General features: G+C 57.2%; 9 protein-coding genes. 1 reads left to right on the top strand and 8 read right to left on the bottom strand.

Going from position 1 to position 13,487, the window contains the following annotated elements; all coding sequences use genetic code 11:
* Positions 1-67 precede the first annotated feature (67 nt).
* Genes ACF8PE_RS19910 through glpE form a run of 3 tightly spaced genes read right to left on the bottom strand, consistent with a single transcriptional unit; the run spans position 68 to position 2,049 of the window.
* Positions 68-826, bottom strand: a complete 759-nt coding sequence (locus ACF8PE_RS19910) for a DeoR/GlpR family transcriptional regulator (protein ID WP_032614859.1) — start codon at positions 824-826, stop codon at positions 68-70.
* 18 nt (positions 827-844) lie between these two features.
* Entirely contained in the window at positions 845-1,675 is an 831-nt protein-coding gene (glpG, locus tag ACF8PE_RS19915) for a rhomboid family intramembrane serine protease GlpG (RefSeq protein ID WP_077227707.1), read from the bottom strand.
* A gap of 44 nt (positions 1,676-1,719) precedes the next feature.
* Positions 1,720-2,049 (bottom strand): thiosulfate sulfurtransferase GlpE, encoded by a 330-nt coding sequence (glpE, locus tag ACF8PE_RS19920; protein ID WP_032614862.1) that lies wholly within the window; start codon positions 2,047-2,049, stop codon positions 1,720-1,722.
* Positions 2,050-2,292: 243 nt separating this feature from the next.
* Here glpE and glpD point away from each other — a divergent pair, with 243 nt between their 5' ends.
* The gene (gene glpD, locus ACF8PE_RS19925; protein WP_144884138.1) at positions 2,293-3,801 is read left to right on the top strand and encodes a glycerol-3-phosphate dehydrogenase; all 1,509 of its coding nucleotides are present in this window, start codon (positions 2,293-2,295) and stop codon (positions 3,799-3,801) included.
* An 86-nt stretch (positions 3,802-3,887) separates the two neighbouring features.
* On the opposite strand, the gene glgP is transcribed toward glpD, so the two are convergent.
* Genes glgP through glgB form a run of 5 tightly spaced genes read right to left on the bottom strand, consistent with a single transcriptional unit; the run spans position 3,888 to position 13,261 of the window.
* Positions 3,888-6,335, bottom strand: a complete 2,448-nt coding sequence (gene glgP / locus ACF8PE_RS19930) for a glycogen phosphorylase (RefSeq protein WP_032614866.1) — start codon at positions 6,333-6,335, stop codon at positions 3,888-3,890.
* A gap of 19 nt (positions 6,336-6,354) precedes the next feature.
* Entirely contained in the window at positions 6,355-7,788 is a 1,434-nt protein-coding gene (gene glgA, locus ACF8PE_RS19935) for a glycogen synthase GlgA (protein ID WP_032614868.1), read from the bottom strand.
* Positions 7,788-9,083: a glucose-1-phosphate adenylyltransferase gene (gene glgC / locus ACF8PE_RS19940; protein ID WP_032614870.1), complete on the bottom strand. Its 1,296-nt coding sequence runs from the start codon at positions 9,081-9,083 to the stop codon at positions 7,788-7,790. Before glgC ends, glgA begins: the two co-directional genes overlap by 1 nt.
* 18 nt (positions 9,084-9,101) lie before the next feature.
* Positions 9,102-11,078, bottom strand: coding sequence for a glycogen debranching protein GlgX (gene glgX / locus ACF8PE_RS19945; protein WP_392495206.1), 1,977 nt, complete (start codon positions 11,076-11,078; stop codon positions 9,102-9,104).
* Complete coding sequence (glgB, locus tag ACF8PE_RS19950) at positions 11,075-13,261, bottom strand: 1,4-alpha-glucan branching enzyme (RefSeq protein ID WP_059307036.1); 2,187 nt, start codon at positions 13,259-13,261, stop codon at positions 11,075-11,077. Before glgB ends, glgX begins: the two co-directional genes overlap by 4 nt.
* Between the last annotated feature and the right edge of the window lie 226 nt (positions 13,262-13,487).

Raw genomic sequence — 13,487 nt, forward strand, 5'->3', positions numbered from 1 at the left:
GGCTTAACTCACTAGCATTACAACCCTGATTGCCGCTCTGCTTTTACCGCGCCATAAGGCAATGCCATCAGCACAGCTCTAACTGCAACTTATGATCACGAATCACCTTTAACACCCCTTCAGGCGGCATCACATCGGTATAGATGGCGTTCACCATGCTGATGCTACCCATATTCACCATCGCGTTACGCCCAAACTTGGAGTGATCCACCACCAGCATGACGTGGCGCGAGTTCTCGATAATCGCCCGCTTGGTGCGGACTTCGTGATAATCAAACTCCAGCAGTGAGCCGTCGGTATCAATGCCGCTGATGCCGAGGATGCCGAAGTCGAGGCGGAACTGGGAAATAAAGTCGAGCGTCGCTTCGCCAATAATACCGCCGTCGCGGCTGCGCAGCTCGCCGCCTGCCAGGATAATGCGGAAATCCTCTTTCTGCATCAGGGTGGTGGCAACGTTCAGGTTGTTGGTGACGACGCGCAGGTTCTCATGGTTCAGCAGGGCATGGGCCACGGCTTCCGGCGTGGTGCCGATGTCGATAAACAGCGTCGCGCCGTTAGGGATCTGGCTCGCCACCTTGCGGGCGATACGCTCTTTCTCAGAGGTCTGCGTCGCCTTACGGTCATGCCAGGGCGTATTCACCGAGCTGGACGGCAGCGCCGCGCCGCCGTGGTGGCGCAGAATGCGGTTCTGATCGGCCAGATCGTTGAGGTCACGACGGATGGTCTGTGGGCTGACGGCAAACTGCTCCACCAGCTCTTCGGTACTGACGTATCCCTGCTTTTTCACCAGATCAATAATGGCGTCATGGCGTTGTGTTTGTTTCATCAGTGTTCCCTGCCAGAATTATGTTCGTTTTCGCGCATTTAGCGTATCGGCAAACGCCATCGCCAGCCCGACCGCCAGCCCGGCCACGTGTGCGCCGTTGGCAATCGCCATGCCAAACAGATCAAACCATCCGGCGATAATCCAGATTAATGCAAAGGTCATTAAACCGCGTTGCAGGTAGATGCCGCTCTGCGGATCGCGCTCGCCGCGCAGCCAGACATAGCCCATCAGCGCGTAGACCACGCCGGAGAGGCCACCAAACCACGGGCCGCCAAATTTATGCTGGATAAAGCCGCTGAGCAGCGCGCTGATCAGGGTGAGCACGATGAGCTTGCCGCTGCCGAGCCGCTTCTCTACCGCCCCGCCGAGATACCACCACCACAGCAGGTTAAAGAGGATATGCAGGAACGAGAAGTGCATCAGCGCGTGGGTGAAGTAGCGCCAGAACTCGAACTCAACGGAGGCGTCATACGGCCAGGCCAGCAGCAGCATGATCTGCTGATCGCCCACCACACTCATCAGAATGAAGACCAGAATGCAGGCCGCCATGAGTCCCAGGGTAAACGGCCCGGCGCGTTCTCGCACGGTCGCCAGAAAAGGAAAGCGCTGGTAGCGTAGCCCGCTGCCGGTATGGCCCGCCTGCCAGCTCGCCGCCAGATAGCGCGCATCACCGGGGTTTTCCAGAAAACGCGCCAGCTCGGCGTTGACCCGGGAAGCCTGGCTCTCATCGGCCAGCCAGACGTCGGTCTGGGTATGTTGTTGAATGGTGAGGATAACACCCTGCGTCGCCATGTAGTCGACGAACGCCTGGGCGACGCGCGGGTTGGTAAAAGAGGTAATCATCAGCATCGGCGGCAGTCGCTTATTCCACACAAAAGGGGACAGTATATACCCTAAATGCCCGCATGCTCGACTTCTGCCGGGAAATGGCGGTGCCAGGCATCGAATCCACCGTCCACGCTGTAGACCGCTTCAAAGCCCTGTTGCAGCAGGTATTGCGCTGCGCCTTTGCTGCTATTGCCGTGATAGCACATCACCATCACCGGGGTCTCGAAATCGTTATCACGCATAAACTCACTCAGGGAAGCGTTGGTCAGGTGAAACGCGCCCGGCGTATGGCCCATCGCGAAGCTTTGCGGATCGCGAATATCCACCAGCACCGCCAGCCCCTGGTGCATCTTCTGGTGGGCTTCTTCTACGTTAATGCATTCAAATTGTTCCATGGTGATCTCTGTTGTTTGTTCAGGTGCAGTGCAGCCTGTGCCCCTCGCCCCGTGGGCGAGGATTGGTAAGGCATCAGACCACACTATTTTACTGGGTAGTGTACGTCCTGGCGGCGGGTAAACGCCATTATGTTAGCTGTATCACTCAAAATTGTTTTTTTGATGTTACTAAAATCCATTTCCTTTGCTAATATGAGCGATATCGAACATTTTTGAGCTTTAACGAAAGTGCGTGAGGATACAATGGAAACCAAAGATCTGATTGTCATCGGTGGCGGAATCAACGGGGCGGGCATTGCGGCGGACGCTGCCGGCCGCGGATTATCTGTCCTGATGCTGGAAGCGCAGGATCTCGCCTGTGCCACCTCCTCCGCCAGCTCTAAGCTGATCCACGGTGGCCTGCGTTATCTGGAACACTACGAGTTCCGCCTGGTCAGTGAGGCGCTGGCCGAGCGTGAAGTGTTGCTGAAGATGGCTCCCCATATCGCTACGCCAATGCGTTTTCGTCTGCCACACCGCCCGCATCTGCGTCCGGCGTGGATGATCCGCATTGGTCTGTTTATGTACGATCACCTGGGTAAACGTACCAGTCTGCCCGCCTCTGCGGGTGTGCGTTTTGGCGCAGACTCGGTGCTTAAGCCTGAAATCGTGCGCGGATTCGAATATTCCGACTGTTGGGTGGATGATGCCCGCCTGGTGCTCGCTAACGCGCAAATGGTTGAACGCAAAGGCGGCGAGGTGAAAACCCGCACCCGCGCGATCTCCGCTCGCCGGAAAAACGGACTGTGGATCGTCGAGGCAGAAGACATCGATACCGGCGAGCGTTTCAGCTGGCAGGCGCGCGGTCTGGTGAACGCTACCGGCCCATGGGTGAAGCAGTTCTTCGACCAGGGCATGCAACTGCCATCGCCTTATGGCATCCGCCTGATTAAAGGCAGCCACATCGTGGTGCCGCGGGTACATACCCAGAAGCAGGCCTATATCCTGCAAAACGAAGACAAGCGCATCGTGTTTGTGATCCCGTGGATGGATGAGTTCTCCATCATTGGCACCACGGACGTGGAATACAAAGGCGATCCGAAAAACGTCGAGATCGACGAGAGCGAAATCAGCTATCTGTTGAATGTGTATAACGCGCACTTCAAAAAGTCGCTGGTGCGTGACGATGTGGTCTGGAGCTACTCCGGGGTGCGTCCACTGTGCGATGACGAGTCTGATTCACCGCAGGCCATTACCCGTGATTACACCCTCGATATTCACGATGACCACGGCAAAGCGCCGCTGCTGTCGGTGTTTGGCGGCAAGCTCACCACCTATCGCAAGCTGGCGGAGCATGCGATGGAAAAACTGGCGCCGTACTATAAAGGTATTGGCCCGGCGTGGACCAAAGGCGCGGTGCTGCCTGGCGGTGATATCGACGGTAACCGCGATGACTACGCGGCCAAACTGCGCCGTCGCTATCCGTTTATCAGCGAATCCATGGCCCGTCATTTTGCCCGTACCTACGGCAGCAACAGTGAGGTGATCCTGGGTGACGCGAAAGATCTTACCGATCTGGGCGAGCATTTTGGTCACGAGTTTTACGAGGCGGAGTTACGTTATTTAGCCGACCACGAATGGGTTCGCCGCGCCGACGATGCGCTGTGGCGTCGCACCAAAGAGGGGATGTGGCTGAATGCGGAGCAAGTGTCCCGCGTGGCGCAGTGGCTGGCCCAGCATACGGGAAAGCGGGAGCTGTCGCTGGCGTCGTGAATCATGTTAACGAGCAGGCGTAATGCCCTCCCCGTGTGAGAGAGAGCAAATACAAAAACGGCGACCCTGAGGTCGCCGTTTTGCTTTTACAGTTTCACCGGATCGATATGCCAGATGGTATCGGCATACTCTTTGATGGTGCGGTCGGATGAGAAATAGCCCATGTTGGCGATGTTGTGCATCGCTTTAGTGGTCCACTCTTCCGGCTTGCGGTACAGCTCATCGACCCTATCCTGACAATCCACATAGCTGCGGTAGTCTGCCAGCACCTGGTAATGGTCGCCGAAGTTAATCAGCGAGTCCACCAGGTCGCGGTAGCGGCCAGGCTCATCCGGGTTGAAGACCCCGGTGGCGATCTGCGTCAGCACCTGGCGCAACTCTTCATCCTGCTCGTAATAGTCACGCGGCGAGTAGCCTTTGGCGCGCAGCGCCTCGACCTCTTCCGTGGTGTTACCAAAGATGAAGATATTCTCTTCGCCCACGTGCTCCAGCATCTCGACATTTGCGCCATCCAGCGTGCCGATGGTCAGCGCGCCGTTCAGGGCAAACTTCATGTTACTGGTGCCGGACGCTTCGGTGCCCGCGGTGGAGATCTGCTCGGAGAGATCGGCCGCCGGAATGATCAGCTGGGCCAGACTCACGCTGTAGTTCGGGATAAAGACGACCTTCAGCTTGTCACCAATCTGCGGATCGTTGTTGATCACCTTCGCCACGTCGTTGATCAGGTGAATGATGTGCTTCGCCATGTAGTAGGCCGAGGCGGCCTTACCGGCAAAGATGTTCACTCGCGGTACCCAGTCGGCATCAGGTTCGGCCTTAATGCGGTTGTAGCGGGTGATCACGTGCAGCACGTTCATCAGCTGACGCTTGTACTCATGGATACGTTTGATCTGCACATCGAACAGCGCTTTCGGGTTGGCGACCACGTTCAGGTGCAGCGCCATCCACACCGCCAGCCTCTTTTTGTTCAGCAGCTTGGCATCACGCACCGCTTTGTTCACCGTCGGGAAATCGGCGTGCTGTTCAAGCTCGCTCAGCTGGCTTAAATCGGTACGCCAGTTGCGGCCAATGTTCTCGTCGAGTACGTCGGAGAGCGGCTGGTTTGCCAGCGCCAGCCAGCGGCGCGGCGTGACCCCATTGGTCACGTTGCAGAAACGCATCGGGAAGATCTTCGCAAAGTCGGCGAACAGCGACTGCACCATCAGGTTGGAGTGCAGCTCTGACACGCCATTGACCTTGTGGCTGATCACGACCGCCAGCCACGCCATGCGCACCCGGCGGCCATTGGATTCATCAATGATCGAGGTACGGCTTAGCAAGCCGGTGTCGTGCGGGTACTGCTCCTGCACGGTTTTCAGGAAGTAGTCGTTGATCTCAAAAATGATCTGCAGGTGGCGCGGCAGGATTTTGCCGAGCATGTCCACTGGCCAGGTTTCCAGCGCTTCGCTCATCAACGTGTGGTTGGTGTAAGAGAAGACCTGGCAGGTTACCTCAAACGCCTCGTCCCAGCTGAACTTATGTTCGTCGATCAGCAGGCGCATCAGCTCCGGGATCGACAGCACCGGGTGGGTGTCGTTGAGGTGGATGGCGGTTTTTGCCGCCAGGTTAGCGTAGGTTTTATGCAGCTGGTAATGGCGGTTCAGGATATCCTGGATAGTCGCGGAGACCAGGAAGTACTCCTGACGCAGACGCAGCTCGCGCCCGGAATAAGTAGAGTCATCCGGGTACAACACACGGGAGACGTTCTCGGAGTGGTTTTTGTCTTCCACCGCCGCGAAGTAGTCGCCCTGATTGAATTTACCGAGGTTAATCTCGCTACTCGCCTGGGCATTCCACAGGCGCAGCGTGTTGGTCGCGTCAGTGTCGTAGCCGGGGATGATCTGGTCATAAGCCACGGCCAGAATCTCTTCGGTTTCGACCCAGCGGCTCTTTTTGCCTTCCTGCTGAATACGGCCGCCAAAGCGGACTTTATAGCGGGTGTTGTGGCGTTTGAACTCCCACGGGTTGCCGTACTCCAGCCAGTAGTCCGGGGACTCTTTCTGCCGTCCATCGACGATATTCTGTTTAAACATGCCGTAATCGTAGCGAATACCGTAGCCACGTCCCGGCAGGGCGAGCGTTGCCAGCGAATCGAGGAAGCAGGCCGCCAGGCGGCCAAGACCGCCGTTACCTAAGCCGGGGTCGTTCTCTTCGTCAATCAGCTCTTCTAAATCCAGCCCCATCTCTTCCAGTGCGGTTTTTACGTCGTCATAGATACCCAGCGACAACAGCGCATTGGAGAGGGTGCGACCAATCAAAAACTCCATCGACAGATAGTAAACCTGACGGGTCTCCTGTGAGAGCTGGGCGCGGTTAGAGCGCAGCCAGCGTTCCACCAGCCGATCGCGCACGGCAAACAGCGTGGCGTTGAGCCACTCATGTTTGTTGGCAATCACCGGATCTTTGCCGATGGTGAACATCAGCTTGTAAGCGATGGAGTGCTTTAACGCCTCAATGCTTACCGTGGGAGACGCATAGGAAAAAGGTGCATTCATATCTCTGATTCCAGGATTGTTACATCAAGCGTTGATAAAGATCGCGGTAGGACTGCGCCGCAACTTGCCAGCTAAAATCCATGGCCATTGCCTGGCGCTGAACAAAACGCCACAACGATGGACGAGACCACAACACGAAGGCACGACGAATCGCACGCAATAACGACCAGGCATTACTGTCTTCAAAGACAAAACCGCTGGCGATGCCGTCTGCCAGATTCTCCAGCGAGGTGTCAGATACCGTATCCGCCAGCCCACCGGTACGACGCACCAGAGGCAACGTGCCGTACTTCAGGCCATACAGTTGGGTTAAACCGCATGGCTCAAAACGGCTTGGCACCAGGATAACGTCGGCACCCGCCATGATGCGGTGCGAAAACGCTTCGTGATAGCCAATCTGTACCCCAACCTGACCCGGATGTTCGGCGGCGGCGGCGAGGAAGCCCTCCTGCAATACCGGATCGCCTGCACCCAGCAGCGCCAGCTGTCCACCCTGCTCCAGCAGGCCCGGCAGCGCTTCAAGCACCAAATCCAGCCCTTTCTGGCTGGTCAACCGGCTCACCACGGCGAACAGCGGCACCTTTTCGTTGACCTTCAGCCCCATGGCGATTTGCAGCTGACGTTTGTTCTCAGCCTTATCTTCCACGGAATCACGGTTGTAGCGCGCGGTCAGCAGCAGATCCGACTCCGGGCTCCAGATTTTTTCATCCACGCCGTTGAGAATGCCCGACAGTCGCCCTTCGCGCTGGCGTTGTGCGAGCAGCCCTTCCATGCCGTAGCCAAACTGCGGCTCGGTGATCTCCCGCGCGTAGGTCGGGCTGACGGCGGTGATGTGATCGGCGTAGTACAGCCCGGCCTTCAGGAACGAAATCTGCCCGTTAAACTCCAGCCCATGGATATTAAAGAACGACCATGGCAGTTCGATTTCATCCATGTGTTTGGCTAAATACAGCCCCTGATACGCCAGGTTGTGTACGGTAAAGACCGACTTCGCCGGATGGCCACGCGCCGCCAGATACGCCGGTGCCAGCCCGGCGTGCCAGTCGTGGGCATGCACCACGTCCGGGCGCCAGAACGGATCCAGGCCGGAGGCCATCTCCGCCCCGACCCAGCCGAGCAGCGCGAAACGCAGCACGTTATCGGTATAGGCAAACAGGTTAGTGTCGTGGTAAGGACTCCCTGGGCGGTCATACAGATGTGGGGCATCGATGAGATAGATGCCCACGCCGTTGTAATGACCAAAGAGTAATGTGATGCGCCCGGCAAAGGTTTCGCGGCGGCTGACGATCTGGGCGTCAGGGATGCCGCGACGAATATCGGGAAAAGCGGGTAACAGCACGCGAGTATCAACGCCACCGGCAATTTGCGCCGCCGGTAGCGCCCCAATCACATCCGCCAACCCGCCGGTTTTCAGCAGCGGGAACATCTCAGAACAAACGTGTAAAACCTGCATCATCGCTCCTGTTTGATCTGCAGTTTACGCAGCATTTCACGCGTAACCAGCACGATGCCTTCTTCTGAGCGGTAGAAACGGCGCGCGTCCTCTTCCGCGTTTTCTCCAATTACCATGCCTTCCGGGATGACGCAGGCACGGTCGATAACGCAACGACGCAGGCGGCACGAGCGGCCAACCCAGACGTCGGGTAACAATACTGACGAATCAATGTTGCAGAAGGAGTTCACCCGCACGCGCGGGAACAGCACCGACTGCACCACCACCGAGCCAGAGATGATGCACCCGCCAGAAACCAGCGAGTTCAGCGTCATGCCGTGGCTGCCGGAGCGGTCCTGGACAAATTTCGCTGGCGGCAGCGATTCCATATGGGTACGGATCGGCCAGTTGTGGTCGTACATGTCCAGTTCGGGCGTCACTGATGCCAGATCGAGGTTCGCCTTCCAGTATGCCTCCAGGGTGCCGACATCGCGCCAGTAGGGTTCTGAATTAGGATCGGACTGCACGCAGGACAGTGGGAACGGATGTGCATAGGCCATGCCAGATTTGGTGATTTTCGGGATGATATCTTTGCCGAAGTCGTGGCTGGATTGCTCATCCTTGTCGTCTTCTTCCAGCAGCTGGTAAAGGTAATCTGCATCAAAGACATAGATCCCCATACTGGCCAGCGCTTTGGTGTCATCCCCCGGCATTGAAGGCGGGTTCGCCGGTTTTTCAACGAAATCGATCACTTTGTCGTTTTCATCTACCGCCATCACGCCAAAGGCCGTCGCCTCAGCAACGGGCACAGGCATACAGGCCACGGTGCAGCGCGCCCCTTTTTCGACGTGGTCGATGAGCATGCGCGAGTAGTCCTGCTTGTAGATGTGGTCCCCGGCGAGGATCACCACGTACTCGGCGTCGTAACGACGAATAATATCCAGGTTTTGTGTTACCGCATCGGCAGTGCCGCGATACCAGTTTTCGCCGTGTACGCGCTGTTGTGCAGGTAACAGGTCGACGAATTCGTTCATTTCCTCACTGAAGAACGACCAGCCACGCTGGATATGCTGCACCAGCGTGTGTGACTGGTACTGAGTGATCACGCCAATACGGCGAATGCCTGAATTCAGGCAGTTTGACAGGGCAAAATCGATAATACGGAATTTCCCACCGAAGTGGACGGCGGGCTTGGCGCGCTTAATCGTTAAATCTTTTAATCGGGTACCGCGGCCACCAGCAAGAATCAGGGCAACAGACTTCAATGGCAGCTGACGCGCCAACATTAGAGGGTCGTTCTTATCTAACCTAACCATGATCAACTCCTTTTATTATCATCTCTGGAATACACATACACCGTGCGCAGGCCCATGCCAGGCAGTCATAACGACCGGATTATCCTCTCCGGCAAATGGGGGGATAGCCCGCCACTCCCCTTGGGGTAACGTAATTTCAACAACCTCATCTGTGGCGTTAAGCGTGATAAGCCAGCGATCCGAAAGCAGGATTTGCAGGCACGGCACGCCGCTTTGCCACTCACGCGCTTCCAACGGTTGCGCCCTTTTATTCAGCCAGCAAACATTGCCGTCGCCCTCTTCCCACCATTCATTGAGGGTGAGGGCCGGGATCTGCTGACGCAGATGGATTAGCGCAGCGGTAAAGTCCACTAATCCACTGTTTGCCTGTTGCCAGTCCAGCCAGGTTAACGGGTTGTCCTGGCAATAGGCATTGTTGTTGCCGTGCTGGCTGTGGCCATGTTCATCGCCTGCCAGCAACATCGGCGTTCCTTGCGACAAAAGCAGCGTGGTGAGCAGTGCGTGCACGCTGGCGCGGCGCCGCTCAATCACATCCAGATTGCCACTTAATCCTTCTACACCATGGTTAAAGCTATGGTTATTGAAGGTACCGTCACGATTTTCTTCGCCATTGGCTTCATTGTGTTTCTGATTGAAACAAACGCAGTCACGCAGGGTAAAACCGTCGTGCGCCGTGACCAGGTTGATCGACGCAGAGGGCAGACGCCCGTTGCGCTTGAACAGATCGCTGGAAGCGGCAAAGCGCCCGGCAAACTGGCCGAGTGACATATCGCGGGCCAGCCAGAAGCGACGCGCGGTATCACGATAGTGGTCGTTCCACTCGGCAAACGGCGGCGGGAAATTTCCCACCTGATAGCCGCCAGGGCCGATGTCCCATGGCTCCGCGATCAGCTTCACCCCTGAGAGCAGCGGGCAGTTTTTAATGGCCTCAAACAGCGGTGCCTGCTGGCTGTATTCCGGTGTGCGTCCAATCACGGACGCCAGGTCAAAACGAAAGCCGTCTATGTGGAACGTTTCCACCCAATATTTCAGGCATTCATACGCGTACTGCACCACCGCCGGGTGGCTGAGATTGAGGGTGTTACCACAGCCAGTCCAGTTGTGGTAATCGCCATCTTCCCTTAACCAATAATAGCTAGGGTTATCAATTCCGCGCAGGGAGAACGTTGGGCCTTCCAGATCCAGTTCAGCGCTGTGGTTAAGCACGATATCCAGAATGACCTCAATGCCCGCTTCGTGCAGCGCCTTCACCGCATCACGAAACTCATCCCGCGCCCGCTCAGGATCCGAGGCATAGCGCGGATCGAGGGCAAACATCGCCATCGGGTTATAGCCCCAGTAGTTGCTAAGACCGAGGCGCTGCAGACGTGGCTCGGAGGCAAAATGCGCCACCGGTAATAACTCCAGGGCGGTGATACCGAGGTGCTTAAAGTAAGCAATCATCACCGGGTGTCCGAGCGCCCTGTAGGTGCCGCGGATCGCCTCGGGTATGCCAGGGTGCAGCCACGTCAGCCCTTTAACGTGGGCTTCATAGATAACGGTTTTGCCCCAGGGGGTAGCAGGGGCCGTGTCCTCTTCCCAGTCGTAACGATCGTCGCTGACCACCACGCTTCTGGGTGCCACCGCCGCACTGTCGCGGTGATCGGGCGTGGCTTTGCCGGCATGCAGCAGCACATCATCGTTCAGCGTGCCCTCAACCTGATGCGCACAGGGGTCGAGCAGCAGCTTAGCCGGATTAAAGAACAGCCCTTTTGCCGGATCCCACGCACCATGCACCCGAAAGCCATAGTGTGTGCCGGGCCGGGCATGCTCGAGGTAGCCATGCCATATATCGCCAGTACGGGCCACCAGATCGTAGCGGTGTTCAATGCCTTTACCGTCAAACACGCAGAGTTCAACCCGATCCGCATTCGCCGAAAAGAGGGTGAAATTCACCCCTTTGCCGTCGTAGCTTGCGCCGAGCGGTGCCGGGTTACCTGCAGCGAGTTGCGTCATTCCCCCTCCCGAACCAGCCAGATCGTAGAGAGCGGCGGCAGAGTGAGGCTCAGGGAGTTAGGTCGGCCATGGCTTTCGTGTTCATCGCTCTGTACCAGCCCGCCATTGCCCGCATTGCTGCCGTGGTAATGCATGGAGTCGGTATTGAGCACCTCGCGCCATTTGCCCGGCTGATTGATGCCGAAACGGTAGTGATGGCGTGTCACCGGGGTGAAGTTGCTGGCGACAATGATTTCGTTGCCCACCTTGTCACGACGGACAAAGATCAGCACCGAGCGTTCGTGGTCATCCACCACCAGCCACTCAAAGCCGTAATCATCAAAGTCCAGCTCGTGCAGGGCCTTGTGGTGACGATAGGTATGGTTAAGGTCGCGCACGAGACGCTGAACGCCGTGGTGCCAGTTGTCGCCCCCTTCCAGCAGGTTCCAGTCGAGGCTCGAATCGTGGTTCCATTCGCGGCCCTGGGCGAACTCGTTGCCCATGAACAGCAGTTTTTTGCCCGGGAAGGCGAACATCCAGCCGTAGTAGGCGCGCAGGTTGGCAAACTTCTGCCATGCGTCGCCCGGCATGCGGTCGAGAATCGATTTTTTGCCGTGAACCACTTCGTCGTGGGAGAGCGGCAGGACAAAGTTTTCGGTGCCGTTGTAGAGCATGCCGAAAGTCAGTTTGTTGTGGTGATACTGGCGATGCACCGGATCCAGCTTCATGTAATCCAGGGTGTCGTGCATCCAGCCGAGGTTCCACTTGTACCAGAAGCCGAGGCCGCCCATCGACGGTGGACGCGAGACGCCCGGGAAGTCCGTGGACTCTTCCGCCATTGTCACCGCGCCCGGAGTCTGCTCCCCGAGAATGCGGTTGGTGTTGCGCAGGAACTCGATCGCTTCCAGGTTTTCCCGGCCGCCGAATTCGTTAGGGATCCACTCCCCCTCTTTGCGGCTGTAGTCGCGGTAGATCATCGAGGCGACGGCATCCACACGCAGGGCATCAATGCCGAAACGTTCGATCCAGTAGAGCGCGTTGCCCACCAGATAGTTGGTCACTTCCCGGCGGCCATAGTTGTAGATCAGGGTATTCCAGTCCTGATGGTAGCCTTCGCGCGGATCGCTGTGCTCATACAGGTTGGTGCCGTCAAACTCGGCCAGGCTAAAATCATCGGACGGGAAGTGGCCTGGCACCCAGTCGAGGATCACGTTCAGCCCGGCGGCGTGTGCGGCATTGATAAAGTAGCGGAAGTCATCGCGGGTGCCGAAGCGGCGGGTCGGGGCATACATGCCGGTCGGCTGATAGCCCCAGCTGCCGTCAAACGGGTGTTCGTTAATCGGCAGCAGCTCCAGATGGGTAAAGCCCATCCATTTCACATACGGGATTAGCTGGTCGGCCAGCTCCCGGTAGCTGAGCCAGAAGTTGTTCTCGGTATGACGACGCCAGGAGCCAAGATGGACTTCATAAATGGAGATCGGCATATCGAACTCGTTGGCCCGGATACGCTCTTCGCTCTGGGCGACTTTCTCCGGCAGGCCGCAAATCAATGACGCGGTTTCCGGGCGCATTTGCGCTTCGAAAGCATACGGGTCGGCTTTGATACGCAGCTTGCCATGGGCATCAATCAGCTCGTATTTGTAGAGCTGGCCGTTGTGCGCGCCGGGGATAAACAGCTCCCAGATGCCGGTCTCACGACGCAGGCGCATCGGGTGGCGTCGGCCATCCCAGTAGTTGAACTGCCCCACCACTGACACACGACGGGCATTCGGCGCCCAGACGGTAAAGCGGGTGCCGGTAACGCCATCCATGGTGTCGGCATGGGCGCCGAGCGTTTCATAAGGGCGCAGGTGCGTACCTTCGGACAGCAGCCAGGCATCCATCTCCTGCAGCAGCGGACCAAAGCGATAGGGATCGTCGATCAGGTTCTGCTGACCATGCCAGATAACAGCGAGCTGATAACGGAAGACATTTTTGCGGCGGGCCATCACGCCAGCGAAGAAGCCGCGTGAATCAATACATTCGAGTTTACCGACCTTGCGCCCGGTTTTGGGTTCGATTACCCACACTTCAGTCGCGTCAGGTAGCAATGCACGGACTTCCAGTCCGGCTTCAGTGCGGTGCATGCCAAGTACAGAAAATGGATCCGCAAAGTGACCCGCAATAAGCGCATTAATCACGTCTCTATCAATACGAACGGACATGGTATTCATCCTGTTTTTCTAGTTGCCGCCCCTGTCGCGCAGCGGGTACGACCTTAATGTGACCTGAACGGAACAGCACCTTGTGCATCCTCTCTGTTCCATCCAACCTCCAGGCGGAATATGTGACATCCCGCATAAAGCATAGCCAACGCTTTATATGACTCCCGAAAAATAATGAATCATTTGCGTTTTCGTCCTTTAGTACGCAAAAAAAGGGGTGATAAAT

The sequence above is a fragment of the Leclercia sp. GLN_9 genome (assembly GCF_043105735.1).
GTDB classification, from domain to species: domain Bacteria; phylum Pseudomonadota; class Gammaproteobacteria; order Enterobacterales; family Enterobacteriaceae; genus Enterobacter; species Enterobacter adecarboxylatus.

Excerpts from the sequence above, each read along its gene's own strand:
- glpD (WP_144884138.1), top strand. The coding sequence starts at position 2,293 with ATGGAAACCAAAGATCTGATTGTCATCGGTGGCGGAATCAACGGGGCG.
- glgX (WP_392495206.1), bottom strand. The coding sequence starts at position 11,078 with ATGACGCAACTCGCTGCAGGTAACCCGGCACCGCTCGGCGCAAGCTAC.
- glpE (WP_032614862.1), bottom strand. The coding sequence starts at position 2,049 with ATGGAACAATTTGAATGCATTAACGTAGAAGAAGCCCACCAGAAGATG.
- glgC (WP_032614870.1), bottom strand. The coding sequence starts at position 9,083 with ATGGTTAGGTTAGATAAGAACGACCCTCTAATGTTGGCGCGTCAGCTG.
- glgB (WP_059307036.1), bottom strand. The coding sequence starts at position 13,261 with ATGTCCGTTCGTATTGATAGAGACGTGATTAATGCGCTTATTGCGGGT.
- glpG (WP_077227707.1), bottom strand. The coding sequence starts at position 1,675 with ATGCTGATGATTACCTCTTTTACCAACCCGCGCGTCGCCCAGGCGTTC.
- glgA (WP_032614868.1), bottom strand. The coding sequence starts at position 7,788 with ATGCAGGTTTTACACGTTTGTTCTGAGATGTTCCCGCTGCTGAAAACC.
- ACF8PE_RS19910 (WP_032614859.1), bottom strand. The coding sequence starts at position 826 with ATGAAACAAACACAACGCCATGACGCCATTATTGATCTGGTGAAAAAG.
- glgP (WP_032614866.1), bottom strand. The coding sequence starts at position 6,335 with ATGAATGCACCTTTTTCCTATGCGTCTCCCACGGTAAGCATTGAGGCG.